The 23940-nt window shown below is 58.2% G+C and carries 25 protein-coding genes and 1 other annotated feature (1 of these 26 running past the window's edge); of the genes, 22 read left to right on the top strand and 3 right to left on the bottom strand.

What is annotated here, in order from left to right; translation table 11 throughout:
• Positions 1-228, top strand: a binding site (T-box leader); it begins 20 nt to the left of the window's first position.
• 83 nt (positions 229-311) lie between these two features.
• Both leuS and CBW65_RS22840 read left to right on the top strand, forming a co-directional pair.
• The gene (gene leuS / locus CBW65_RS22845; protein WP_087458857.1) at positions 312-2771 is read left to right on the top strand and encodes a leucine--tRNA ligase; all 2460 of its coding nucleotides are present in this window, start codon (positions 312-314) and stop codon (positions 2769-2771) included.
• 138 nt (positions 2772-2909) lie between these two features.
• Entirely contained in the window at positions 2910-3947 is a 1038-nt protein-coding gene (locus CBW65_RS22840; protein WP_087458856.1) for a hypothetical protein, read from the top strand.
• Between the two features lie 137 nt (positions 3948-4084).
• Here CBW65_RS22840 and CBW65_RS22835 read toward each other — a convergent pair whose 3' ends face one another.
• From CBW65_RS22835 to CBW65_RS22825, 3 genes are all read right to left on the bottom strand, one after another.
• Positions 4085-5179: a D-alanine--D-alanine ligase gene (locus CBW65_RS22835; RefSeq protein ID WP_087458855.1), complete on the bottom strand. Its 1095-nt coding sequence runs from the start codon at positions 5177-5179 to the stop codon at positions 4085-4087.
• 87 nt (positions 5180-5266) lie between these two features.
• Complete coding sequence (gene mntR / locus CBW65_RS22830) at positions 5267-5713, bottom strand: transcriptional regulator MntR (RefSeq protein ID WP_087458854.1); 447 nt, start codon at positions 5711-5713, stop codon at positions 5267-5269.
• A 71-nt stretch (positions 5714-5784) separates the two neighbouring features.
• Entirely contained in the window at positions 5785-6309 is a 525-nt protein-coding gene (locus CBW65_RS22825) for a YqeG family HAD IIIA-type phosphatase (RefSeq protein WP_332457826.1), read from the bottom strand.
• 178 nt (positions 6310-6487) lie between these two features.
• Here CBW65_RS22825 and CBW65_RS22820 point away from each other — a divergent pair, with 178 nt between their 5' ends.
• The 20 genes from CBW65_RS22820 to CBW65_RS22730 all read left to right on the top strand — a co-directional run bounded on the left by CBW65_RS22820 (position 6488) and on the right by CBW65_RS22730 (position 23831).
• Positions 6488-7069: a helix-hairpin-helix domain-containing protein gene (locus CBW65_RS22820; RefSeq protein WP_232463570.1), complete on the top strand. Its 582-nt coding sequence runs from the start codon at positions 6488-6490 to the stop codon at positions 7067-7069.
• A gap of 21 nt (positions 7070-7090) precedes the next feature.
• The gene (locus tag CBW65_RS22815) at positions 7091-9532 is read left to right on the top strand and encodes a ComEC/Rec2 family competence protein (RefSeq protein WP_198299700.1); all 2442 of its coding nucleotides are present in this window, start codon (positions 7091-7093) and stop codon (positions 9530-9532) included.
• A complete protein-coding gene (locus CBW65_RS22810; RefSeq protein ID WP_087458851.1) occupies positions 9532-9783 on the top strand; it encodes an alpha/beta-type small acid-soluble spore protein in 252 nt (83 codons plus the stop codon). The genes CBW65_RS22815 and CBW65_RS22810 overlap by 1 nt, the downstream gene beginning before the upstream one ends.
• 107 nt (positions 9784-9890) lie before the next feature.
• The gene (locus CBW65_RS22805) at positions 9891-10148 is read left to right on the top strand and encodes a hypothetical protein (RefSeq protein ID WP_087458850.1); all 258 of its coding nucleotides are present in this window, start codon (positions 9891-9893) and stop codon (positions 10146-10148) included.
• Positions 10149-10252: 104 nt separating this feature from the next.
• On the top strand, positions 10253-10759 hold the full coding sequence (locus CBW65_RS22800; protein WP_087458849.1) for a hypothetical protein: 507 nt from the start codon (positions 10253-10255) through the stop codon (positions 10757-10759).
• The gene (locus CBW65_RS22795) at positions 10756-10974 is read left to right on the top strand and encodes a hypothetical protein (RefSeq protein ID WP_087458848.1); all 219 of its coding nucleotides are present in this window, start codon (positions 10756-10758) and stop codon (positions 10972-10974) included. Before CBW65_RS22800 ends, CBW65_RS22795 begins: the two co-directional genes overlap by 4 nt.
• A gap of 150 nt (positions 10975-11124) precedes the next feature.
• Entirely contained in the window at positions 11125-11655 is a 531-nt protein-coding gene (locus CBW65_RS22790) for an RNA polymerase sigma factor (protein ID WP_087458847.1), read from the top strand.
• The gene (locus tag CBW65_RS22785; protein WP_087458846.1) at positions 11652-13022 is read left to right on the top strand and encodes an anti-sigma factor family protein; all 1371 of its coding nucleotides are present in this window, start codon (positions 11652-11654) and stop codon (positions 13020-13022) included. Before CBW65_RS22790 ends, CBW65_RS22785 begins: the two co-directional genes overlap by 4 nt.
• Positions 13023-13069: 47 nt before the next feature.
• Complete coding sequence (locus CBW65_RS24460; RefSeq protein ID WP_157722140.1) at positions 13070-13228, top strand: hypothetical protein; 159 nt, start codon at positions 13070-13072, stop codon at positions 13226-13228.
• A gap of 121 nt (positions 13229-13349) precedes the next feature.
• Complete coding sequence (locus CBW65_RS22780) at positions 13350-13952, top strand: hypothetical protein (RefSeq protein ID WP_087458845.1); 603 nt, start codon at positions 13350-13352, stop codon at positions 13950-13952.
• 262 nt (positions 13953-14214) lie between these two features.
• Positions 14215-14430 (top strand): ferredoxin, encoded by a 216-nt coding sequence (locus tag CBW65_RS22775; protein WP_087458844.1) that lies wholly within the window; start codon positions 14215-14217, stop codon positions 14428-14430.
• Between the two features lie 202 nt (positions 14431-14632).
• Positions 14633-15565, top strand: a complete 933-nt coding sequence (locus CBW65_RS22770; protein WP_087458843.1) for a metal ABC transporter solute-binding protein, Zn/Mn family — start codon at positions 14633-14635, stop codon at positions 15563-15565.
• Between the two features lie 29 nt (positions 15566-15594).
• Positions 15595-16392 (top strand): metal ABC transporter ATP-binding protein, encoded by a 798-nt coding sequence (locus CBW65_RS22765; RefSeq protein WP_087458842.1) that lies wholly within the window; start codon positions 15595-15597, stop codon positions 16390-16392.
• Positions 16361-17647 carry a metal ABC transporter permease gene (locus CBW65_RS22760; protein ID WP_087458841.1) on the top strand — a complete coding sequence of 429 codons (1287 nt, stop codon included), beginning with the start codon at positions 16361-16363 and terminating at the stop codon, positions 17645-17647. Before CBW65_RS22765 ends, CBW65_RS22760 begins: the two co-directional genes overlap by 32 nt.
• A complete protein-coding gene (locus tag CBW65_RS22755) occupies positions 17644-18504 on the top strand; it encodes a metal ABC transporter permease (protein WP_087458840.1) in 861 nt (286 codons plus the stop codon). The genes CBW65_RS22760 and CBW65_RS22755 overlap by 4 nt, the downstream gene beginning before the upstream one ends.
• Positions 18505-18578: 74 nt before the next feature.
• On the top strand, positions 18579-19400 hold the full coding sequence (gene nadE, locus CBW65_RS22750; RefSeq protein ID WP_157722139.1) for an NAD(+) synthase: 822 nt from the start codon (positions 18579-18581) through the stop codon (positions 19398-19400).
• Between the two features lies 1 nt (position 19401).
• Entirely contained in the window at positions 19402-20283 is an 882-nt protein-coding gene (locus tag CBW65_RS22745; protein WP_087458838.1) for an NAD(P)-dependent oxidoreductase, read from the top strand.
• A gap of 145 nt (positions 20284-20428) precedes the next feature.
• Positions 20429-21397, top strand: a complete 969-nt coding sequence (locus CBW65_RS22740; protein WP_087458837.1) for an AAA family ATPase — start codon at positions 20429-20431, stop codon at positions 21395-21397.
• Complete coding sequence (locus tag CBW65_RS22735; RefSeq protein WP_087458836.1) at positions 21394-22551, top strand: DUF58 domain-containing protein; 1158 nt, start codon at positions 21394-21396, stop codon at positions 22549-22551. The genes CBW65_RS22740 and CBW65_RS22735 overlap by 4 nt, the downstream gene beginning before the upstream one ends.
• Entirely contained in the window at positions 22548-23831 is a 1284-nt protein-coding gene (locus CBW65_RS22730; protein ID WP_087458835.1) for a DUF4129 domain-containing protein, read from the top strand. Before CBW65_RS22735 ends, CBW65_RS22730 begins: the two co-directional genes overlap by 4 nt.
• The last annotated feature ends 109 nt before the right edge of the window (positions 23832-23940 follow it).

The raw sequence follows: 23940 nt of genomic DNA, 5'->3' as shown, positions 1-23940 counted from the left end.
TAGTAGTTTGACGAACTTTTCAGAGAGCCGACGGGTGGTGTGAGTCGGTACGTTTCGGAGAATGAACTCGCCTCGGAGCTGCAGCGGGGAATTTTCAGTACCCGGTGCCGTCTCGTCCGCGTTACAGGACTTTTAATGAGAGTGCTCCTCCGTTTTTTTACCGGCGGCATCGGGCACTGAATTAGGGTGGTACCACGGGAATGTTAATCCTAACCTCTCGTCCCTAGCGAACCAGCGCTGGGGGCGGGAGGTTTTATTTGTATTTCACGTCCCTTTTGCGCAAACAGCCATTCTTAAAGGAGGTCAACCTCATGAGCGAACGACGCTATGCACCTGCAGACATTGAACAAAAATGGCAAACTCATTGGGAAGCAACCAAGGCTTTTGCGACCGAAAGCGATCCGAACAAACCGTATTACTACACACTGGAGCAATTCCCGTACCCGTCGGGCCGCCTGCACATGGGCCATGTCCGCGTCTACACGATCGGCGACGTGGTCGCCCGCTTCAAGAAGCAGCAAGGCTTCAACGTGCTGCACCCGATGGGCTGGGATGCTTTCGGGATGCCGGCGGAGAACTACGCGATCAAGCACGGCGTGCATCCGAACGTCTCCACGTACGAAAACATCGAGTTCATGAAGCAGCAGCAAAAGGAACTCGGCACGTCCTACGACTGGTCCCGGGAGCTGGCCACCTGCTCGCCGGATTACTACAAGTGGACACAGTGGCTGTTCCAGCTGTTCTATGAGCGCGATCTGGCGTACAAGAAAAAAGCGGCGGTCAACTGGTGCCCGGAGTGCTCCACCGTACTGGCGAACGAACAGGTGGAAAACGGCGGTTGCTGGCGCTGCGGCACCGAAGTGGTCAAGAAGGACCTTGAGCAATGGTTCTTCCGCATCACCGAATACGCAGACCGCCTGCTGAACGATCTGGACAACCTGCCGGGCTGGCCGGATAAAGTCAAGACGATGCAGAAGAACTGGATCGGCAAGAGCACCGGTGCTGATATCACCTTTAAGATCGACGGCACCGAGGAGAGAGTCACCGTCTTCACCACCCGCCCGGACACGCTGTTTGGCGTTTCCTACCTGGTGCTGGCGCCGGAAAGTGAACTGGTCGGCAAACTGGTCGCAGGCCAGCCGAACGAAGCGGACGTCAAGGCGTTTATCGACGAAGTGCGCAAAGCATCGGAGATCGAGCGCACCTCGACCGACGCCGAGAAAAAGGGCATCCACATCGGCGCGTCGGCGATCCATCCGCTGACCGGCGAGAAACTGCCGATCCTGATCGCCAACTACGTGCTGCCCGACTACGGCACAGGCGCTGTAATGGGCGTTCCGGCGCACGATGAGCGCGACTTCGAGTTCGCGACGAAATACGAGCTGCCGATCCTGATCGTCATCGAGCCGGAAGGGGGCCTGCCGGAAACGCAGACCGCTGCGATCACCGAGGACGGCACCATCATCAACTCCGGCGACTTCAACGGCTTGAACAACCGCGAAGCTCTGGTCAAGATCGTCGAGAAGCTGGAAGGCATGGGCGTGGGCAAGATGACCACCTCGTTCCGCCTGCGCGACTGGCTGATCTCGCGCCAACGCTACTGGGGCGCGCCGATCCCGATGATCTCCTGCGATTCCTGCGGAACCGTTCCGGTACCGAAGGATCAGTTGCCGGTGCTCCTGCCGGAACACGTCGACTTCGGCGTGAAAGGCAAGTCGCCGCTGGCGACCAATGAGGAATTTGTCAACACGACCTGCCCGTCCTGCGGCGGTGCGGCAAAGCGTGAGACCGACACGATGGATACGTTTATCGACTCCTCGTGGTACTACCTGCGCTACATCTCCGCGCAAGATGACACGCAGGTCTTTGACACCGAAGCGGTCAACAAGTGGCTTCCGGTTGACAAATACATCGGCGGCATCGAGCATGCGGTCCTGCACCTGCTGTACTCCCGCTTCTTCACCAAGGTGCTGTACGATGCCGGGCTGGTCAACTTCGAAGAGCCGTTCGAAAGCCTGCTCACCCAAGGCATGGTCGTCCTGAACGGCGCGAAGATGTCGAAGTCGAAAGGCAACGTCGTCTCGCCGGAAGAGATCATCGAGAAATACGGCGCTGACACCGCCCGCGTGTTCATGCTGTTCGCTGCACCGCCGGACCGCGATCTGGAGTGGAGCGACACCGGCATCGAAGGGGCGCACCGCTTCCTGAGCCGCGTGTGGCGTCTGGTCGAGTCGCACGTCGAGATCATCCAAGCGGGCGGCACGCCGAACATCGCAGGTGAAGCAGAGAAAAAGATGCGCATGGCGATGCATGCGGCGATCAAGAAAGTCAGCGAAGACATTGGCGAGCGCTATCAGTTCAACACGGCAATCTCGGCGATCATGGAGCTGGTCAACGCGATCTACGCGTACCCGGAAGACGGGGATGCGGCGCTGAAGGCCCAGGCAATCGAGACGGCCGTCCGCCTGCTGTACCCGGCTGCCCCGCACATCACGTCCGAGCTGTGGGAGATGATGGGCAAGCAGGAGTCCCTGATCGAAGTCGACTGGCCGCAATTTGACGAGTCGGCGCTGGTGCTCGACGAGATCGAATATGTCGTGCAGATCAACGGCAAAGTCCGCGACAAGCTGGTCTTCCCGGCTGCTGCCACCCGCGAAGAGGTGGAGGCAGCGGTGATGAACTCGGAGAAAGTTCACGCCCTGATCGAAGGCAAAACGATCAAGAAAGTCATCGTGGTTCCGAACAAACTGGTCAACCTGGTTATCGCGTAAGTCATGGGAAAAGCCCCTGCAGAGCGCATCTGCACGGGCTTTTCTTTTCGCGCGGTGGAATTTACCTGAAGGAATTTGTTGTTGGATGCAGAATTAGTCACGCTATGGAATTAGTTAATCCGGGAGGAATACGCAGAGATGAGTGAATCGAATACTTACTACATCAAACAAGTCTGGCGTCAGAAGGGGGACGCTTTGTTCGACCGTATCTCGTTCAAGGAACTGAACAAAGCACAGGAACTCAGCCAGACGACTCGTCCTGTTCTGTTGCTGGAAACAAAGGCCAACAGCGGCTCCAATGCCGTATTTGCGATTGGTCATGTAACCGAGCCGGTTGTCATTGCTGAAGAGATGACTTACCCGGGACAGACGGGTGAGTTTTCATATCATGTACCGTTTACGTATGACGTTGTGCTGGAATCGAAACAGAACGGGATTTCCCGTGACGAACTGCAAGAGCTGACCGGGCAGAAGTTTGCCCCGCAAGTGAAGGGCGGTTTGTACGAAATTGAAGCGGCTGCCTATGAGCAGCTCGCAGCTCTGCTGAACGAGCGCGCAGGACAAGCTCCGGCGGCAGCTCCGAAGGCAGAAAAGGCGGCTCCGGCAAGCAAAAAAGCTCCGGCTGAGCAAGCAGCTCCCGCAGCGAAGGGCGCAACGGCCAAAGCAACGGCTTCCGCTTCGAAAGCGGTTTCGGCTGCGAAGGCTGCTCCGGCAGTAAACGCGAAGCTGGCCGATGAGCTGACCAAGGCGGTCATCTTGCTCGAAGAGCGCGCCGACCTGCGTCTGGTGATCGAAGACGGCAAGGTTGGCACCTTCCCGGCGGCATTGCTGGCCACGGAAGACCTGTCTCTGCTGCAGGCGGAGATCCACAACTACATCACCGCAGGCGGCAACGCAGCGGTGGATGCTGCTGCCACCGAAGCGGCAGCAGCAGGCGCAGCTTCGACCCGCTATGCGAAAGTGATCAAGCTGGCCGAGTCCCTGGTGCGCGCAGGCAACTACGCGTCCATCCAGATCCCGACCGTGCAAAAGGTCTTCTACCGCGGCGAGTCCAAGCTCCCGCACCCGTACCATGCGATCGAGCTCCAAGGCGCCCGCGGCCACCACATCCTCGGCACCGACGGCACCCTGTACACCGCAGAAGGCAAAGTCGTACAACACTTCTTGGGTCTGTAAAATACGTAGCAAAAAGGGCTGGGAGAAATCCCAGCCCTTTTTCATATCGAAAGAACAACAAGTAACCACGCTGCGATCTGACAACTCACGTCACTTCATAACAAAAAGCCACGCCGTCAGGCATGGCTTTTCTTGTATTAACGTACTCGGTTTTTGTCTTCGTGTCTCTCAATCGCCAGCTCAATCAGCTTCTCAAGCAACTGATCATACGGCAGCCCCGTCACTTCCCACAGCTTCGGATACATCGAGAAGATCGTGAAGCCCGGGAACGTATTGATCTCGTTGATCAAAAACTCGCCCGTCTTGCGGCACAGGAAGAAGTCCACGCGGGACAGCCCCGACCCGTCGATCGCCTGAAACGCCTTGAGCGCCAGCGCGCGCACGTCGTCCGACTGCTCCGGCGTCAGTTCTGCCGGGATGATCATCACCGAGTCGCCGTCGATATACTTGGCGTTGTAATCATAAAACTCTTCGCCGGAAGACACGATCTCCCCCGCCACCGAAGCGGCCGGCTCTTCGTTGCCCAGCACCGCCACTTCGATCTCGCGGCCGTCGACCGCTTCTTCGATGATCAGCTTGCGGTCATACTTCGCTGCCAAGCGCAGCGATTCATACAGCTCTTCGCGGTTCTTCGCCTTGGAAATCCCAACGGAAGACCCCAGATTCGCCGGCTTGATAAAGCACGGATACCCAAGCGCGGCTTCCACCTGCTCCACGACAATCCCCGGCTCGCGTTCAAACGCCGAACGCAGCACCACTTCATAGCGCGCCTGCTTCAGCCCTTCTTCCGCGAAAACCTTCTTCATCATCGCCTTATCCATACCGACTGCAGACGCCAGCACGCCAGCTCCTACATACGGCAGGTTGAGCAGTTCGAACAGCCCTTGCACCGTGCCGTCTTCGCCAAACGGTCCGTGCAGGATCGGAAGCACCACATCTATGTCACCGACCGACTGCATCGGCATGACAGCGCCTTGCGCGAGCGGCATAAGCTCTGCCGCCTGCTCAGCCTGCACACCATCGGCGAGCAGTTGCGGCGGGATCGGGGCCCCCAGTGCGTTATAAGCGCCAATCCCGACATGCCAAGTGCCGGCCTTGTCGATGCCAATCGGGAGGATTTCAAATTTGTTTGGGTCAAGATTCTCGATGACTGATCGAGCAGAATTGATGGAGACTTCGTGTTCGCCTGACTTGCCGCCAAAGACGATGCCAACTCTGATTTTCCGATTCATCCGCTCACTCCTTTCTGCTAACCATCTTATTATGCAAAACGTCTAGGCGTGTGTCCAGACGAAAAAAAACCCCGGTATCGTCCGGGGTCACTGTTTATCGCGGTCTACCTCTTTCAAATCGTCCAGTTCTTTGCAGAACTCGTTAAACTCACCGAGGCACTCCTGATTCTGATCGAAAAACAGCACCAGGTTGTTCAGCGCATCCATCGTCGTCGGCGAAACATGATGTTCAATGCCCTCGACATCGTTTTGAATCGTCTCCTCCGAAACGCCCAACATGCGCAAAAACTCTTCCAGCCTCTTGTGGCGTTGCTTCATCAGCTTGCCGAGCTGCTCACCGCGCGGGGTGAGGACGATCCCGCGGTATTTTTCATAAGTGACGAGCTTCTTCTCGTCCAGCTTCTGAATCATCTTGGTGACTGAGGACGGCTGCACAGACAGCGAGGAGGCGATGTCCGAGACCCGGGCGTACCCTTTCTCTTTCATCAGCTCATAAATCTTTTCCAAGTAATCCTCCATGCTTGATGTGAGCATTTGCAGTCCTCTCTTTCCGTATCAAAATGGCACGTACCATTGTAACCCATACGGGTGGGACTTACAAGCGACTAGAGGTGATCGTCCCACGGCATATACCCTTTTTTCTTCAAATAGCTGTATATTTGGCGCTCTATAAAGCGATTTACTTTCGTCGGCCAGCCTTCAGTTTCGGAGATCGGATCGACCCAGATCGTAAAAAAGCCCCAGCGGTTGCCGCCGACAATATCGGTCAGGAGCTGATCCCCGATCACCACCGTATCGCGGGATGTGGTGTGCAAGAGCTTCAAGGCGCGGGAGAACGGATGCCCCCACGGTTTGCGCGCTTCGTAGACGAACGGGATGCCAAGCGGACGGGCGAACGAGGAGACGCGGAGCTCTTTGTTGTTCGAGACGATCACCACTTTCATCTCGTGGTCGCGGATTTTTTGCAGCCAGGAGGTCAGCTTTTCGTTCGTGTACGAACTGTCCTGTTCGACGAGCGTGTTGTCGAGGTTGGTGATGACGCCGCGAATCCCTTTGCGCCGCAACTTGTCTAAATCTATGTCATAGATCGTGTGCAGATGTAGGCTCGGAATAAATTTTTCCAGCATCATGACCGTGACGACCCCCTTTGGCAAAGGTGTGTTAGCGTTAGGGTTGGCGGGATGGGGGAGGAGGATGCAGGTAATATTTTGTCAGACGCTGACTACCTTTGACAGGCGGCAGGAAATCATTTCTCGGGAGGCGAATTGATGGGCTGGAAGTCTCGAAAGGAGGAGAAAACCTTTGCAAATGCAAAAGAAAGAACGCACGCTGCTGCTCGTGTTTCTGTTCGGCATTCTGCTTGCGGGCAGCGTCTATCTCTACGGAGGCAAAGAGGACCTGCAGGCTGCGCGAGGCGTAGTGCTGGAGCAGGAATCCGCTCAGCCGGCCGCTCCGAAAGGGAAGATCAAAGTGCATGTCAAAGGCGCAGTGAACACGCCTGGCGTCTATCAGCTCCCGTCCGATTCCCGCGTGATCGACGCGATCGAAGCGGCAGGCGGTTCCAAGACGGGCGCCGATCTCGACGCGGTCAACCTCGCCCAGGCGCTCGAAGACGGCGGGCAAGTCACCGTGCCGGCTCAGCAGACCGAAGCAGAGGCCAAACAGACCCTCCAAGCGCAAGAGGCAGAGCGCGCCGGCAAAATCAACCTCAACACCGCCACGCTCGACCAGCTCGACACCCTCCCCGGCATCGGCACGATCCGTGCCCAAGCCATCCTCGATCACCGCCAGAGCCACGGACGATTCTTTGGAGTCGACGACCTTCAGGAAGTCTCCGGCCTCACCGTCAAACTGATCGACCAATTCCGCGACAAAGTCTATGTAGAGTAACTCATGTGGAGACCGCTCCTCATGCTTGGACTGGCGTTTGCGGCAGGCATCGGCTGTGCGCCTGTTCTGGAGAAGCATCGGGGGATATGGCTACTAGCAGGGCTCCTTGCTCTGATGCTTGCTCTCTTGCTTGCCGGATCGCTTAGCAAATCGCTTGGCAGGACGCTTGGCAAATTCGTACCGCGCTTCATGCGTAGAGCAGCGCGTGACACAGCGCATGTGTTGCATGTCCGTATCGCCTGGCTAACCAAGCCAATCCTTGTGCTCGCCTTCGCAGCAGGGCTTTTCTACGCGGCCAGCTACCAGTGGGGACATCGCCCCATGCTGGAGGCTTATGTTGGACAAGACGTCACCGTGCAGGGGAAAGTGGCAGAAGAGCCCGTTTGGAAAAATGGGGCTTGGCGCTTTCGACTTGACAGCACCGGCGGCGAAAGTCTTGTGGTGAAGGTCAAACAGAGCCGCGACCGGACGATCCGCTACGGCGACCTGCTGAAGATCTCTGCTATGCTGGAACAACCGTCCCCGGCGCGCAATCCGGGCGCATTTGACGCGAAGTCTTATTATGCGCGGCAGGGAATTCACTATGCGCTCAACACAGACACCTACCGCTTGCTTGGTCACGATGACCGTGGTGTACAAGGTCGCTTCTTCATCCCGATCCGCCAACAGCTGCTGCAAGTGGTGAACGAACAGTTTCCAGGTGTTGGGGGCGCTGTCGTTGCAGGGCTGGTGCTTGGTATCACATCGGAGATCGACGAAGCGACGATGGATTCGTTTCGCGTGATGGGCGTTGTACACATCCTCGCAGTGTCTGGAGCGAATGTGGCGATGATCCTGCTGCCGTTTCTGGCGCTGCTCAAACGCCTGAAAACATCCGACCGCAATCGCTATCTGCTCGGCATCCTGCTTGTGCTCCTCTACGGCGGCATCACCGGCGGCGGACCTTCTGTCGTGCGCGCCTGCACGATGGCGATCGTCTGGCTGGCTGCGCGGCTCGTCTCGCGCGAGACCGATCTGCTGACCTCTTGGGCGCTGGCAGGCTGGATTGCCTTGCTGATCAACCCGCAGACGCTGTACGACCCCGGCTTTCAACTGACGATGATCCTCACGATGGGACTCTTGCTGCTCCCGGACCGCCTGCGCTTTTTGTTCAAAAAGCTCCCCGGTCGCCTCTCCACACTCCTCGCGGTCACCCTGGCTGCCGAGCTGATGTCCATTCCGCTCGTCCTCACCTTTTCTCCTGCGTTTACGCCGCTCTCTCTGCTCGCCAACCTTCTGATCGTTCCCTTGCTGACCCTGTTAGTCCCGCTCGCCGTCCTCACGATCCTGCTTGGTCTGTTGCACCCGCTCGCTGCGTTTTTGCCTGCCTGTGTGGCGAGGCTGCTGCTTGATGTTTTGATCCAACCCCTGCAGTACTCAGGACAAGCGCGCTGGCTGGTGCGCAACTACCAAGCGCCGCCGATCCTGTGGCAGTTTGGCTACTACGCCTGGTGGTGGCTGTTTTCCCAACGCAAAAATGGCCTCGCCGTCCTCGCCGTCCTCGCCGTCTGCCTCGTCATCCCGCTGCTCCTGCGCGACCAGCCCTTGCGTGTCACCTTCCTCGATGTCGGCCAAGGCGACTCGGCGCTGATTCAAACGCCACAGGGGCAAGTCTGGCTCGTTGATACAGGCGGCATCCCCGGTTTCATCAAAAGCGACTACGATGTCGGCCAACGCGTCGTCGTCCCCGCGCTCGCTTCCTACGGCATCGACCACATCGATGTCCTCCTGCTCACCCACGCCGACGAAGACCACATCCGCGGCGCCTCTGCAGTTCTGAACTCCTTCACGGTCGGCCAAGTCCTCGTCTCTAACGCCCGCGACCCCAGCCCTTTTTTCCAAGAGATCCTCCAAGCGATCAACAAAAAGCAAATCCCCATCCTTGAACCCCGGGCGGGTCAAACTGTCATGCTAGAAGAGAACCTCAAGATCCGCTTCTGGAACCCTGCGACCACCTCTCGTCATGAACCGAGCACTGCATCTGGAACATCTCCGATCCCATCGCACAGCTCATCAACCGGCTCATCACCAGACTCTTCACCCGGCACATCCGATCTGACCGACACCAACGCCAACTCGCTCGTCTTCTCCCTGCACACGCCGTCCCACACCTTCCTCTTCACCGGCGACGCCGAGCAGCCAACAGCACAGCTCCAACACGTCGACGTGCTCAAAGTCCCCCACCACGGCAGCAAAAACGCCGCCGCGCCAACTTTCACCCTCGATCACGCCATCCTCTCCGTCGGCGCGACAAACCGCTACGGCCATCCCGCCCCCTCGACCGTCCGCGACCTGCTGCTGCAAAACGCCGCAATCTGGCGCACCGACCAGCACGGAGCTGTCGAAATCACATCCACCCGCCAAGGTCTGCGCATCAAAACCTGGCTTCCCGCACACGCTACGCCACAGGGGGGTGACGTCTGATGAGCAATCGTCGACGGGTACTGAATCCTAACGCGCAAGAGGCGCTTGAACACCTGAAATACGAGGTGGCACAAGAACTCGGGCTTGACGACGACATTCAGCAAAAAGGCTGGGGTGAGATGACCACCCGCGAAGTCGGCAAGATCGGCGGGGGAATGGTACGCAAGATGATTCGCTTTGCAGAAGCCGAAATGGCCGCGAGAAACGGTCAGATCGACATGTCACAACCTGATCAGGGCGGCGCTTCGTAGCGCCGTCTTTTTCATGTCCGAGCGGCTCTGGAAATATTAGATGATTGATTCCCCAAGCCAAAACATCGTACCTTAATAGTAAGAACAAACTGGGGAAGGATACCGCGATGACACAGAGCTTAGAACAAAAAATCGCGCAGCTGTGTGAACTCTCAAAACAGATCACCGAGCAGCGCAACGAAATTCTGAAACTTGACACTAGCAAGTTCATTCGCTCTTTTGTGGACTTGACGGTCGCCATCGAGCAGATCGACTGCACCCGGGAAATGATGCGCGGCCGCGCCGATCACCTTTTGAGCCGCCCGGAAGACACCGAGCGCAAACTTCGCAAAGAACATCTCAAACTCGTTCACAGCAGAAAATAGATCACAACCAGAAAGTCCCGTCCTTTTCTCTGCATAGAGGGGGTGCTCAGGAAAGATACTTAGCCTGTACCCATCTATGACCGAAAGGGAGGGGTCTTTCTTTTATGTACGAAACGTGGATCAAGATGTTTATCGATATTCTCGACGAGATGGCCCCCGTGACCATCGTCCGTTCCCGCCTCGAACTGCCGCTTGGCTCGGTGACAGGCGAACTCAGCACGTTTATCCGGGCCCGGCTCGACCTGCTCGATGAAAACAGCCCATGGTGCGATCTCGACTGCCAGCAGGCGGAAGACGAAGTGCATGTCGCCTACATGATTCATGTGCCGAGCCTGAACAAGCGCACCGACGAAGAGATCGTGCTCAACGTCAAGTCGATCGCCGGCACGCAGACGATCTCGCTTTTGACCCCGGTCGGGCACATCGGCCAGGACACCTATGTGATCAAAGGCAGCATCCAAGTGCCGCTCGATCACCCGTATGACAATCCGAACTCCGCGACGCACGACATGGCCGACCTGCTCGTCTCCTTGATGAAAGTTGGCGGCTACAGCCATGAAGACGCTAGCGACAAGGAAGCGGACGACCTCGTCGTCTGGGGCGAAGAATGAGACAGCAGCACCCCAAATTAGACGAAGCTGCCATCCAACAGCTGTTTCGGATGCAGCCGGACAACAATTTGACCCATTCGCAAATGGTGCGCCGCGATCTCTTTCCGCGCTGGGAAGTGATCCGCCCTGCCGATTTCAACCCGGTGGACGCGGAGACCCGGCGCATTCAGGAACTGCTCGCACATACCGAAAAACATGACAAACACCTGCATTGAACACAGACCCTCCCGAGGTTTCGACTCCGGAGGGTTTGTTTTTTGTCGTGTTCTTGATTTGCAGGAGAACGAATTTTTGTGCGGAATTGTTAGGTACACATGAAACTTTTATCACGATCTCATCATCGTTATACATAAGGAGGAAGACGTATGCAAGATAAGGAGATCGTGGCAGACGCGCTGCGCAGTCCGGATGCGCTGTCCCGATTTTTGCGTACGGTCGAACCGTTTATTTATCAAACGGCATACTACCTGACCGGCAAAAAGGCGGACGCAGAAGACATCACACAAGAGAGCCTTTGGAAAGTCTGCCGTTCACTCGGGCAGTACCAGGGACAGGGATCGCTGCGCGGCTGGATTCACCGCGTGGTGGTCAACACGTTCCGCGAACAGCTCCGCAAGAAGCGGGTGGCGGTCGTCGAGCTTGATGAAGGACTGCAGTCGAGCGAATCGTCCGTCGAGCAGCAAGTGGAAATGAAGATGACAGAGGAGCGCCTGCACGAGGCCATCGCCGCGCTCCCCGAGAATTACCGCGAAGTGATCGTGCTCCGCCATGTGCATGAGATGTCCTATCAGGAGATCGGCGAGGTGCTGGAGCTGACCGAAGCACAGGTCAAGACCCGATTGTTTCGCGGACGAGAGAAATTGAAAACGCTGTTCTATGGAGGTGATCAAGGATGACACATGACAGATATCGCGAACTGATTCAACGCGAGCTGGACGGGGACGCAACTCCTCAAGAGCTGCAGCTTTTAGAGGCGCATACCGCATCATGTGACGATTGCCGCCGGGAACGGGATGACTATAGCAAGCTCGCAGCCGCCTTTGGCTCCCTGCCGAAGATGATGCCGGAGAGAAGCTTCGTGACGATGATGGAGCCGGAGCTCCCGAAAGTGCTGAAAAAGCAGCGCCGTCTGCCCGCCTACTTCTGGCCGGGGCTGACCGCTGCCGCAGCGCTGGTGCTCACGGTCGGACTGTCCGATGCGTTTGGCATCTTCACGCCGAAGACCACCGTCTCGCCGGACGCGCAGCCCGATCAGGTCGTGCAACCGTTTGCTGTTCACGACAATCCGGCTCCGTCAGGCCCTGCCGATACGCTGATCCAGCAGCAGGACGCTGCCAAGCACACCGCGCCGCAACTGATCCAGCAGGAGACCGTCAAGGAGAAACCGGCCGTGCAGGTCGCCGCCGTGTCCAAGAACGACCTTGGCAAAGTGAAGGATCAGACCGGCGTCGTTGTGGAGCAGCAGAAGGTCGATGCGGCCACACCGCCGTCCGAAGCGGCACGCGGCGGCGTTGTAGTCGTGACGGTCGACTCCAAGCCGACCGACGTCACGGTGGACGGCGACAACGTCACCGTCACCGTCGCCCCGGATGAGGAGTCGCCGGACGACACCAGCAATGTCAGCATCTGGGGCATCGCGGGGATCGAAGAAGGCGAGAGCGGGGAGAAGACGATCACCTTTACCGACAAAGACGGCAACGTGATCAACACGACCCACGTAACGCTGGGGCCGGATTCCGGCGCAATCCCGTCCGATTCGGCCCTGAACCGCTCCATCGCCAACACCTACAAGGCCGACCCGGAGCAAAACGCCTGGGCGAAAGACCCGTACCAGGTCGTCTACCGCCATCTGACCGACCTTGGCTTCTCCGCCGAGGCGATGGTTTCCCAATCCAATGAGCTGAGCATCGTCACCGTCATGCAAGGCGACGCGACCTACCGCGTCCGCCTGATCGAGTCACGCCAAGGCGAGTGGCACCCGGTGCAGATCTCGCGCCTGATCCATCCGCATACAACGAGCAAGATCGGCCAAAAGGTGATCGCTTATTTTGCTGCGCAAAAGGCGAGCGGCGCGATCTTCGGATTTGGCGACATCTACCTGAACGAGCGCACCGCCAACAAGATCAGCGTATCGGTTGCTGTCGAGCAGCAGGGATCGGACGGCGTGATCAACGTCAGCGAAATGGACTACGAGTTCCAAGTCGAGCAGACCGCAACGGGCGAAGTGCGCCTCGGAGATCTGATCACCGTGCATGAAGAGTGATGAGTTTGGGGCATGCTAGGGGCAGAAAGCAATGGAGGAAAACACCAATGAAAAAATTTCTGCTCCAACTGACAGCCTTTGCGCTCCTCTTGTCCCTTGCTACGCCCGCCCTGGCGTCTGACAGTAAAAATGAAGATCAGACGACCGGCAAGCACCACAATTTTGACCAATGGCAGACGATCAAACGTTTGCAAGCTCGCAACTAATTCGCATAACGTTCCCAAGAGACCACTGCAGGCTGCTGCAGTGGTCTCTTTTTGCCCGGCAGCTACTCTTTTTTGGACATTCCCTGCATAGGTATGTACAAAAAGAAGAGGGGGCTGTACGATGCGCAAAACGATGCTCGCCTTGACCGCAGCTGCACTGCTGCTCGTCGGGTGCTCGCAAAAGACCGAAAGTCCGCCGCCGCAGACGACCCCGCCGCCGTCAAACAACGGCGGTACGGGCGGGAACACGCCAGATCCAAACGGCGGCACGACCGATCCGGCGCCGGTGGCGGAGAAGTCGGAAGAACAGATCAAGACGGAGATCGGCGCGAAGCTGACCCGGATGACCGACGCCAAGAGCGGCTACGTCTTGCCCAACAACAACGGTGTGGTCCAAGATGTCACCACGCTTGCCGAAGTCACCGAAAAGCTCCGCAAAAAAGGCTATTCGCTGCCGCTCGCCGAGACCTTGACCGAAGAATTCTTTAAAGAAAAGACCCAAGGCGGCTCCACACAGGTGATCATCATCGCCCGTGACGGCTACCCTGGCGTGTTTGAACCGGATAAGGAAGCCACGTTTACCAAGAAGGGCAAATGGACGTGGGTGATCGAGCAGGAGCACAACGAGAACATGCTGCACGGCCCGCACATCTCGACCTATGAAGTGGAAGTGCTGAAAGACGGCACCTACCGCTTGAACGCGTGGACCAACAAATTTCAATAACAACAACTGACAGAGATTGGGGAGAAATTTTCGTTGAAAATGATTCTCAATCTCTATGGATTGTGTTATACTACAACTACACACTCCAATACAGGCAAAAAGTGCTGAAAATAGCAGAATGAACGACCTACTCGTTCTTAGGTTTCACTCCTTCCCATTTGTGACACAATAGGACAGGGGATTTCTGCGTTTCTTATCATTGCACGTTGCCCGAATTTGGTTTATAATCTACCACAGAAGATAAGAAGGAGTGTGTATTGTCATGGCTAAAACTTTTGTTGACAAAGATACCTGCATCGCTTGCGGTGCTTGCTACAGCACTGCACCGGATGTATATGAGTCCGACGACGACGGCTACGCATTCGTAAAGCTTGAAGGCGGCCTCGAAGGCTTCGTGGAAATTCCGGAAGAGCTCCTGTCTGACGCGCTTGACGCGAAAGATGGCTGCCCGACTGAATCCATCAAGTGGGAAGACTAATCAATCAGTAACCAATAAAACCGCCGATCCGTCACCGGGTCGGCGGTTTTTTTCATTTTCCAAAATAAAGAGTGACAACATCCGCACTTGCTCATATACTGAAGTTGTGCGAGGGAAACTTTTTTAGCTGGACACAACAAAACTTTTTTTTACCAAAAAAGTTTCCCTAGAGAAAAATAGTTTCGGGAGGGAAAATTCGTTTATGACCAAACGATTTTTACACATAACGACTCTGTTTGTGCTGATGATCTCGGTCGTGTTGACCGGGTGTGGAACAGAGCCGGCCGCGAATGACAGCGGCAAACTGCAAGTGACGGCGACGACGGGCATGATCGCCGATCTCGCCCAGCGGGTCGGCGGCGAACATGTGGAGGTGAGCGCCTTGATGGGGCCCGGCATCGACCCGCACCTGTACAAAGCGTCGCAAGGCGACATTCAGAAGCTGCAGCAAGCTGATATCGTGCTGTACAACGGCTTGCACCTTGAAGGCAAGATGCAGGAAGTGTTTGAGCAGATCGGCAAGCAAAAGCCGGTCGTGGCGGTGACCGACCAATTTGCCGAAAGCAGCCTGATCGCATCGGGCGTCGGCGGCGGGACACACGACCCGCACGTCTGGTTTGACGTCAAGCTGTGGAGCGGCGCGTTAGACCGCATCGAGGCGGAGCTGATCAAAAACGACGCAGCGCACCAAGCCGATTTTGAAAAAAATGCGGACGCCTACCGCGAAGAGCTGGCAGAGCTCGATCAGTACGCCCGCGAACAACTGGCACAGATTCCGCGTGAAGGGCGTGTGCTGGTTACGGCGCATGATGCATTTGGCTACTTCGGCAAAGCGTACGACCTGGAAGTCGTCGGGCTCCAAGGGCTGTCCACCGACTCTGAATACGGTTTGAAAGATGTGCAGAACCTCGTCAACCTGCTTGTCGAACGCAAGATCAAAGCGGTGTTCGTCGAATCGAGCGTGCCGAAAAAAGCGATCGAATCGGTGGTCAAAGGCGCCAAAGCGAAAGGGCACGACGTCAAAATCGGCGGCGAGCTGTTCTCCGACGCCATGGGCAGCGCCGGAACGCCTGAAGGCACCTATCCGGGCATGGTGCGCCACAACGTGGACACGATCGTCAAAGCGCTGAAATAGAGCTTGTATACCAGAAGGAGGCGACCAACATGAATCATCCGGTGCGAGTGGAGAATCTGACCGTGGCCTACCACGGCAAACCGGTGTTGCGCGAAGTGGAATTTGAAGCGCCCGGCGGGAAATTGATCGGCATCGTCGGGCCAAACGGAGCGGGCAAATCAACGTTGATCAAAAGCATTCTTGGCCTCGTGCCGCGTGCGTCGGGTGAGGTGTCAATCTTCGGCAAGCCGTACGGGGCGCAGCGCAAACTGATCGGCTATGTGCCGCAGCGCGAGTCGGTGGACTGGGATTTCCCGACCGATGCGCTCGACGTGGTGCTGATGGGGCGCTACGGCCATGTCGGGCTGTTCCGCCGCCCGAAAAAGGAAGACCGCGAGATCGCGATGAGCTGTCTGGACAAAGTCGGCATGGCGAACTTCGCCCACCGCCAGATCTCCCAGCTCTCCGGCGGCCAGCAGCAGCGCGTGTTCCTCGCCCGGGCTTTGGCACAGGATGCGGCCGTCTACTTCATGGATGAACCGTTCGCCGGGGTTGACGCCGCCACCGAAAAAGCGATCATCGCGCTGCTCACCGAACTGAAAGAGGGCGGCAAGACGGTGATCGTTGTCCACCATGATCTGCAGACGGTGACCGAGTATTTTGACTGGTTGCTCTTGATCAACATGCGCAAGATCGCTTTTGGCCCGACCTCTGAAGTGTTTACGGCGGAGAACCTGCAAAAGACGTACGGCGGACGCCTGTCTCACCTGCAGCAGCCGGACGTGATCACACCACTGCGGGAGGAGCGTGCTGCCCATGGCGGACCTGTTCTCGACGCTTCTCTCTGACCCCAACACGCGCTGGGTGCTCGCCGCCTGCATGCTGCTCGGGCTGGCCAGCGGCGTGCTCGGCTGCTTTGCCGTTTTGCGCCGCCACAGCCTGATGGGCGACGCGGTGGCGCATGCCGCACTGCCTGGCATCTGCATCGCCTTTATGCTCTCTGGCAGCAAATCGATCGGCCTGTTCCTGATCGGAGCGGCGGTCGCAGGCGTCTTGGCCGCCTTTTGCATCACGGCGGTCACCCGGTATTCGCGGATCAAGGAAGACACGGCGCTGGGGCTGGTCTTATCGGTGTTCTTCGGCGTCGGCATCGTCCTGCTGACCCGGATTCAGCACAGCCCGCTCGGCAACCAGAGCGGTCTGGACAGCTTCCTGTTTGGGAAAGCGGCGTCTCTGTCCGACGTTGACGTGCAGGTGATGATGGGCGCGGCCGCCGTGCTGGTGCTGCTCTGTGCGCTGCTGTTTAAAGAGTTCAAGCTCTTGTCCTTCGACCCCGGCTTCGGGCGCGGGCTCGGCATGCCGATGGGGCTGTTCAATCTGCTGCTGATGAGCCTGATCGTGCTCGCCGTCGTGATCGGCCTGCAGGCGGTCGGCGTTGTGCTGATGGCGGCGATGCTGATCCTGCCTGCGCTCGCTGCCCGCTACTGGACGGAGCGCCTCGACCGGATGATGCTGCTCGCCGGAGGATTTGGGGCGCTGGCCGGAGCGATCGGCACGTTTGTGTCGGCGATGGCTGCCAATTTGCCGACGGGGCCGGTGATCGTTTTGTCCGGCACGTCCTTGTTCCTGCTCTCGCTCCTGTTCGCGCCGCGCCGGGGATTGTTGGCGAAAGGGCTGCGGCTGTTGAAACTGCGCACCCGAGTGGCGGAAGAAAATGTGCTGCAGTCGCTCTACGACCTGACCGAAAAAGACGGCGTCTCCCGCCTGTTCACACCTGAGCAGATTCAAAGACGCCGCCCGCAGGCGCTGCGCACCGTGCAAAAGACGCTCCGCCGCCTCGAACAGCAAGGATTGGTCGAACGCAGCGAAGTGCAATTTTACCTGACCGATCGAGGCGTGAAAAAGGCGTACCGTCTGACCTTGGAGCAGCGGATGTGGGAGATTTTCCTGATGTACGAAGCAAAATGGGGCGCGGTGCGCATCGACCGCGACGCCGGCGATCTCGACGCGCAGTTGCCCCAGGATCTGAAACTGGAGATCAAACACCTGCTGCGCCTGCATGATCTGGAGCCCACACTCACACCGGGAGGGCGAATCGAATGAGCCACGTTGCGTGGATTTTGATCACGGGGGCGCTGGTTGCCGCCTCGTGCGCGTTTGTCGGCAGTTTTCTGATCCTGCGGCGGATGGCGATGCTGGGAGACGCCATCTCGCACACCGCCTTGCCCGGGATCGCCTGCGCCTTTCTCGTCTCCGGGACGCTCGACTCCTTTCCGATGCTGATCGGAGCGGCAGTGTTTGGACTGCTCACCGCCTTTCTGGTGCAGACCCTGCATCAGAGCGGGGTGCAGTCGGATGCGGCGATCGGGGTGACTTTTACCTCCCTGTTTGCAGTAGGGGTGGTGCTGATCTCCCTGTTCGCCCGCGACGTGCACATCGACCTGCAGCACGTGCTGTACGGCGAGATCGCTTATGTGCCGTGGAATCAGCTGATCATCGGTGGAGTGGAGTGGGGGCCGCGCGCCGTCTGGATGGTCGGCGGAACGTTCCTGCTGGCCTTGGTCGTGATCGGCGGGCTGTACAAAGAGTTCAAGCTGACCTCCTTCGACCCGGCGATGGCTGCTGCGCTTGGCATTCCGGTGCTTCTGCTGCACTATGTGTTGATGGGCCTGGTCTCCTTGACCACCGTGGCCGCGTTTGAAAGCGTCGGGGCGATCCTCGTCGTCGCGATGCTGATCGTGCCGGGGGCGACGGCGTATCTGTTGACCGACCGGCTGGGCGTGATGCTGCTCTTGTCGATGCTGTTTGGCGTGCTGTCGGCCGTCCTCGGCTATTTTGCGGCGGCGGCGCTGAACGCTTCCATCGCCGGGGCGATGACCTCGGTGGCCGGGCTTCTGTTCCTGCTCGTGTTCTGTTTTTCGCCAAGATATGGACTGCTCGCCAGAAGAAGGCTGTCGTGAAATGCGACAGCCTTTTTTGTTGCGCTATGTTACAATGTAGCCAATACTTTGATGGCAAAAGGAGACAGAACAACATGAGTTTGCGCATGGAAGAGCATTTGCGTGGGTTCGAAGCGAGAATGGACGAAGAGATTGCGAAACGCGAAGCGTTTATCCGCGACCAGGTGCTGGGCACAGGCGGCCAAGGCGTCGTGCTTGGCCTGTCGGGCGGCATCGACTCGGCGGTGACGGCCGCGCTGGCTGCCCGCGCGCTTGGTCCTGACAAAGTCGTTGCGCTCTGGATGGGTGCCGAATCGAGCTCCGTGCATCACCGCGATGCCAAGCTCGTCGCCGATACATATGGATTTCGTTTTATCGAAGTTGACTTCAGCGAGATCGTCAACCAGTTCCACGGCGTGATGGCGCAGAGCGCAGAAGCGTTGCCTGCCGAGCTGCGCGTGGGGCAGGACAACCCGCTGGTCAAAGGCAACCTCAAGCCGCGTTTCCGCAAAAACGCCGAATACTGGATGGCCGCCCTGCTCGGCTACCGCGTGGCGAACACCTGCAACTGGTCGGAAACGGCGATCGGCTATGAGACCAAATACGGCGATGCGGCCGGCGACTTCTCCGTGCTCGGCGACCTCGTCAAGGCGGAGATCTACCTGCTCGCCAAGCACCTCGGCATGCCGGAGCAGTTGGTGACGAAAGCGCCAAGCGCCGACCTCTGGGAAGGCCACACCGACGAAGCGGAGATCGGCATCTCCTACAAGGATCTCGACACCTACCTCTGCACGGGCGAGGGCGACGCGGAGACGATCGCCAAGATCGACCGCCTGTACCAGCTCAGCGCACACAAGCGCAACCCGATGCCTTTGGTGTCCCCACCGAAGTATCCGGGCGAAGGAGGCGTGAACTAAGATGAAGCCAACAATCGGCTGGATCGGCCTTGGCAACATGGGCCGTCCGATGGTATCCAACCTGCTCGCGGCAGGCTACGACGTCACCGTCTACAACCGCACGGCGTCTGCCGCAGCTCCTTTTGTGGAAAAAGGGGCCAAGCTCGCCGACTCGCCGAAGTCGCTGGCGGAGACGGTCGATGTCGTGATCACGATGGTGTCCGACTCCGCCGCGCTCCAAGCGGTGCTGGAAGGCGAGAACGGGCTCTTGAACGGCGTCCGCGCCGGGCAGTCGGTGATCGACATGAGCACCATCGCTCCGGAAGCGTCCCGGCAAGCGGCAGCCCGGCTGCAGGAAAAAGGGGCAGGCTTCCTCGACGCACCCGTCTCCGGCTCGGTCAAGCCGGCCACCGACGGCACGCTGGTCATCCTCGTCGGCGGACCGCGCGACCTGTATGAACAGCACCTGCCGATCTTCGACGTGCTTGGCAAAAAGACGTTTTACTTCGGCGAGAACGGGCAAGGCGCCAATGCCAAGCTCGTGATCAACATGCTGCTTGGCATCACCATGCAAGGCCTGTCCGAAGCGCTGGTGCTCGGCGCGAAGACCGGGCTTGACCGTGCGACCCTGCTCGAGATGGTGGGCGCCACCGCCTGCGCGTCGCCGATCATCGCGATGAAAACTCCAAACATCCTAGACGACAACTTCGCAGCAGCGTTTGCGCTCAAGCACATGGAAAAAGACTTCGGCCTCGCGCTCGATGCGGCGAAACAGGCGGAAGCATCCTTGCCGGCGACCGCAGCGGCGCACCAGACTTTTGTGGCGGCGAAAGCGAACGGACACGGTGACGATGATATCGCAGCAATCCTCGTGCAATTGGAAAAGATGAGCGGCCTGCGTTAAGGCCGCTTTTTTATCGACAAGATTACACAAAGATAACGATTAAGTAACAAATTGGAAAACCACTAGCAGAATATTCGATAAATTTTATATAATCCAAACAGGAAAGTAGTTCACCGCAATTCAAAGCAATGGGGGAGATTTCGTCATGACAAAAAAAATCAATGAAGTGGCGCAAAAAATTCGCGCCGAGGTTGGCAAAGTGATCGTCGGCCAGGAAGAAACGCTTGATCTCTTGCTCGTCGGCCTGTTCTCGGGCGGCCACATGCTGCTCGAAGACGTGCCGGGCGTCGGCAAAACGGTGCTGGCCAAGGCGCTGGCCGCCAGCATCGGCTCCAAATTCACCCGCATCCAATGCACGCCCGACCTGTTGCCGTCCGATGTGGTCGGCACCACCGTGTTTAACCAAAAGACGGGCGAGTTCGAATTCCGCGAAGGCCCCTTGTTCTCCCAGCTCGTGCTGGCCGATGAGATCAACCGCGCCATCCCGCGCACCCAGTCCGCACTGCTCGAAGCGATGGCAGAAGGGCAGATCACTTCGGACGGAGTATCGCGCAAGCTGGACCGGCCGTTTTTTGTGATCGCAACGCAGAACCCAATCGAGTCGCACGGCACGTTCCCGCTCCCGGAAGCACAGCTCGACCGCTTCCTGATGCGCATTTCGCTTGGCTATCCGACCCACGAAGAAGAGCGCACGATCTTCCGCCTGTCGCGCCAAGAGGCGACCCGCGCGGCGATCGAAGCGGTCGTGTCGCCGGAAGACGTGATTGGAGTGCAGGATGAAGTCCGCCTCGTCAACATGACCCAAGAGGTGGAAGACTACCTGATCTCGCTGGTCCGCAAAACGCGCAGCTGGGACGGCGTCGCGCTTGGCGTTTCCCCGCGCGGCCTGATCGCGCTCGGCGCTGCGGCACAGGCGCTGGCCGTCATCCGCGGCCGCGACTACGTGATTCCGGACGATATCAAATACCTGGCTCCGAAAGTCCTCGCGCATCGCCTCGTCTTGGATTCCTCCATGCGGATGAAGCAAAAGACAGCGTACGATGTGCTGAACGACATTTTGAACGACGCTTCCGTGCCGGTCGAAGATGATGCAGCGCCGGCTGCGGCCAGATGAGCGCGCTGATCTGGGTCGTCGCCCTCGCCCTCGTCGTTTTCGGCTACTCCAAACTGTGGGAGCGCTACACGGCAGGCAAAATCAAGCTGACGATCCGCATCGCAGAAGAAAACATCTACGACGGGGAAGAGGTCGAAGTCTGGACGGTGCTGGAAAATGAGTCCTGGCTGCCGATCCCCTGGCTGGAGCTGGTGATGGGACTGCCTTCCGCCTTGCGCGTCCTCGAAGGCGACGAGGAAAGGACAGAAGTTGCCTATCGCACCTTCCTGCTCCCGAGACAGCGTGTCCAGCGCATGCACAAGATCCGCGTCAAGCGCGGCATGCACCGCCTGAACAAAGCGGAGATCCAGTATGGCGACGGCATCGGCCTGAAGGGGCTGTTTGAGCAGATGCACATCTTCGGCCGCATTCTGGTCCGCCCGCGCATCGCCGAGGATTTTGAAGTCAACCTGCGCCTGCAGGAGTTGGTCGGCGAACGCTCGGTCGTGCGCTGGTACCAGGAAGACGCCTCGCGCTTGATCGGCATCCGCTCCTACATCCAAGGCGACCCGTACAAAGCGATCCACTGGCGGGCGACCGCCCGGACGGGGGAGTTGATGATCAAGCAGTTCGACACCACGTCTGAGACCGATTTTTACGTCGTGATGAACGTGCAGTTTTTCGCCACCTACTGGTGGGGCACGATCCGCGAAGTTGTCGAACAGCAGTGCCGGATCACGGCGAAGATGTTCCAGGACGCCGAAGCGCAGAGCTTTCCGTTTGGCCTCTACACCAACGCTTCCTGGTCGGGCGCCGGATCGCTTAACGTTCCGCTCCAGAACCTGCCCTGCCAGATGGACGCGATGCTCATGGCGCTTGGCGACCTGTCCTACAAGCCAAACGCGCCGTTCGAAGACGTTCTGCGCAACTTGCGCGGTCGCCTGCACAACCGCTCGACGCTGGTCGTGATCACCCCGTATTGGGATGAGAACATCGCGATGGAGATCGAAATGCTGCGTTCTGAAGGGCATCAGCTGCTCCTGATCGCGATGGATACGATCGCCGACTCCCTGCACGGCTTGTCACCGGCGATTCCAGTACTGCCTCTTCACGTTGAACACGCCAAAGTCGAGCAGCTCGAAGAGCTCGCCGGCGGCGAGGAGGTGCCGGCATGAACAAGCAGTACCGCAAAGTGATCCTCTTCGGACTGGCCAGCCAGGCCTTGGCTGTCACGACGATGTTTACCATTTTGATCGGCCTAGTCCCAACCGGTACCCGCTATCTCCCGGCCTTTGCGGGCATGGCGGCGGCGCTGCTGGCGGTCGCTCTGTTCATCTACCGCCGCAACGAGCTCGCCGAACGCCGCAAGTTCATGATCGGCGGCACGGTGGTGCTGGCGCTTGGCGTGGCGGCGATGGTGTGGATCGATCCGTCACAGATGCTGGTGCCGTTGTTGATCTTTGGCGGCTTGGGCGTGTTCCTGCTCCTGCGGATGAGCCAGACGATCGACGACATGCGCTACATCCGTCAGGCCCTGCTCAGCCAATACAAGCTCGATCTGCAATTGATCGTCGGTTTTATCGTCTACACGATGTTTTTCGGGGATGACCCGTCCTGGCAGGGCAAGATGGTGCCCTTTTTCGTACTTTTCCTCTTCCTGCGCATGACGGCGCTGTCGATGGCCTCGCGCTTGGAGCGCGGCGTCAAAGGCGCAAACACCCGCATGGAAAAACTGCAAAACAATCTGCCTCTCTTCTTTATCGGCATCACGCTTGTCGCCGGATGGATCTTGAACACCTTGGGCGTGCCTGTCTTCCGCTGGCTGGTCGGCGTCGTGCTTGCCGTCATCGAACCGGTGTTTTACGCGGTAGGTTTCGTGGTGGAGTACTTCGTCAACCTGCTCAAAGCGAACGGCGACCCGCAAGGCGCCAAGCAACAGATCGAAGACATGAAAGAAGCGAATGGCGAAATGCCGACCGAAGAGTTTATGTTTATGGACGACGGCTCGCACCTCTTCAATGAGACGACCTTGTTCATTTTGTCGGCGATCGGGCTTTTGCTCTTGATCTTCTTCTACCTGCGCCGCATGAAGCGCGCACAGCAGTTGCAAGCGGCAGTTGGCATCGTCGAGATGCGCGAGTTCATCCACACCGCGAAGCCGAAAAAAGGCAAAATGGCAGCCGCCCCCGTCCTCGGCAGCTTGACCCCGATGCGCAAAGCGTACCGCCGTTTCCTGCTCAGCATGAAAAAAGCCGGCTACACGCGCGGCGCAGGCGAGACGGCGAGCGAATACATTGGCAAGATCGCCGAGCAGCAGCCGAACCTGCAAGTTTCCATGCAAGAGCTGACCGACTACTACATGGAAGAGCGCTACGGCGCACATTCGGTCGACGACAAGCTCCCGCGGGCGGAAGTCCTCAGCCAAGAGCTGTCCGACAACGACAAAACCAAATAAGCAAGCCCGAAGCCCTGCCATGCGCGGGGCTTCTTTTTGTGCAAAGGTTTTCTGAAAAGGTTGCCTAAAAGGTTGTGTGAACAGGGATGAACGCTCATTTAGCTTGTAC

It is taken from the genome of Tumebacillus avium, from assembly GCF_002162355.1.
GTDB lineage: Bacteria > Bacillota > Bacilli > Tumebacillales > Tumebacillaceae > Tumebacillus_A > Tumebacillus_A avium.
Note: the sequence above shows the minus strand (reverse complement) of the source record. Positions and strands in the feature narration are given on the sequence as shown.

Coding starts and splice junctions, on each gene's coding strand:
- leuS (WP_087458857.1), top strand. CDS start 312: ATGAGCGAACGACGCTATGCACCTGCAGACATTGAACAAAAATGGCAA.
- CBW65_RS22840 (WP_087458856.1), top strand. CDS start 2,910: ATGAGTGAATCGAATACTTACTACATCAAACAAGTCTGGCGTCAGAAG.
- CBW65_RS22835 (WP_087458855.1), bottom strand. CDS start 5,179: ATGAATCGGAAAATCAGAGTTGGCATCGTCTTTGGCGGCAAGTCAGGC.
- mntR (WP_087458854.1), bottom strand. CDS start 5,713: ATGCTCACATCAAGCATGGAGGATTACTTGGAAAAGATTTATGAGCTG.
- CBW65_RS22825 (WP_332457826.1), bottom strand. CDS start 6,309: ATGATGCTGGAAAAATTTATTCCGAGCCTACATCTGCACACGATCTAT.
- CBW65_RS22820 (WP_232463570.1), top strand. CDS start 6,488: ATGCAAAAGAAAGAACGCACGCTGCTGCTCGTGTTTCTGTTCGGCATT.
- CBW65_RS22815 (WP_198299700.1), top strand. CDS start 7,091: ATGCTTGGACTGGCGTTTGCGGCAGGCATCGGCTGTGCGCCTGTTCTG.
- CBW65_RS22810 (WP_087458851.1), top strand. CDS start 9,532: ATGAGCAATCGTCGACGGGTACTGAATCCTAACGCGCAAGAGGCGCTT.
- CBW65_RS22805 (WP_087458850.1), top strand. CDS start 9,891: ATGACACAGAGCTTAGAACAAAAAATCGCGCAGCTGTGTGAACTCTCA.
- CBW65_RS22800 (WP_087458849.1), top strand. CDS start 10,253: ATGTACGAAACGTGGATCAAGATGTTTATCGATATTCTCGACGAGATG.
- CBW65_RS22795 (WP_087458848.1), top strand. CDS start 10,756: ATGAGACAGCAGCACCCCAAATTAGACGAAGCTGCCATCCAACAGCTG.
- CBW65_RS22790 (WP_087458847.1), top strand. CDS start 11,125: ATGCAAGATAAGGAGATCGTGGCAGACGCGCTGCGCAGTCCGGATGCG.
- CBW65_RS22785 (WP_087458846.1), top strand. CDS start 11,652: ATGACACATGACAGATATCGCGAACTGATTCAACGCGAGCTGGACGGG.
- CBW65_RS24460 (WP_157722140.1), top strand. CDS start 13,070: ATGAAAAAATTTCTGCTCCAACTGACAGCCTTTGCGCTCCTCTTGTCC.
- CBW65_RS22780 (WP_087458845.1), top strand. CDS start 13,350: ATGCGCAAAACGATGCTCGCCTTGACCGCAGCTGCACTGCTGCTCGTC.
- CBW65_RS22775 (WP_087458844.1), top strand. CDS start 14,215: ATGGCTAAAACTTTTGTTGACAAAGATACCTGCATCGCTTGCGGTGCT.
- CBW65_RS22770 (WP_087458843.1), top strand. CDS start 14,633: ATGACCAAACGATTTTTACACATAACGACTCTGTTTGTGCTGATGATC.
- CBW65_RS22765 (WP_087458842.1), top strand. CDS start 15,595: ATGAATCATCCGGTGCGAGTGGAGAATCTGACCGTGGCCTACCACGGC.
- CBW65_RS22760 (WP_087458841.1), top strand. CDS start 16,361: ATGGCGGACCTGTTCTCGACGCTTCTCTCTGACCCCAACACGCGCTGG.
- CBW65_RS22755 (WP_087458840.1), top strand. CDS start 17,644: ATGAGCCACGTTGCGTGGATTTTGATCACGGGGGCGCTGGTTGCCGCC.
- nadE (WP_157722139.1), top strand. CDS start 18,579: ATGAGTTTGCGCATGGAAGAGCATTTGCGTGGGTTCGAAGCGAGAATG.
- CBW65_RS22745 (WP_087458838.1), top strand. CDS start 19,402: ATGAAGCCAACAATCGGCTGGATCGGCCTTGGCAACATGGGCCGTCCG.
- CBW65_RS22740 (WP_087458837.1), top strand. CDS start 20,429: ATGACAAAAAAAATCAATGAAGTGGCGCAAAAAATTCGCGCCGAGGTT.
- CBW65_RS22735 (WP_087458836.1), top strand. CDS start 21,394: ATGAGCGCGCTGATCTGGGTCGTCGCCCTCGCCCTCGTCGTTTTCGGC.
- CBW65_RS22730 (WP_087458835.1), top strand. CDS start 22,548: ATGAACAAGCAGTACCGCAAAGTGATCCTCTTCGGACTGGCCAGCCAG.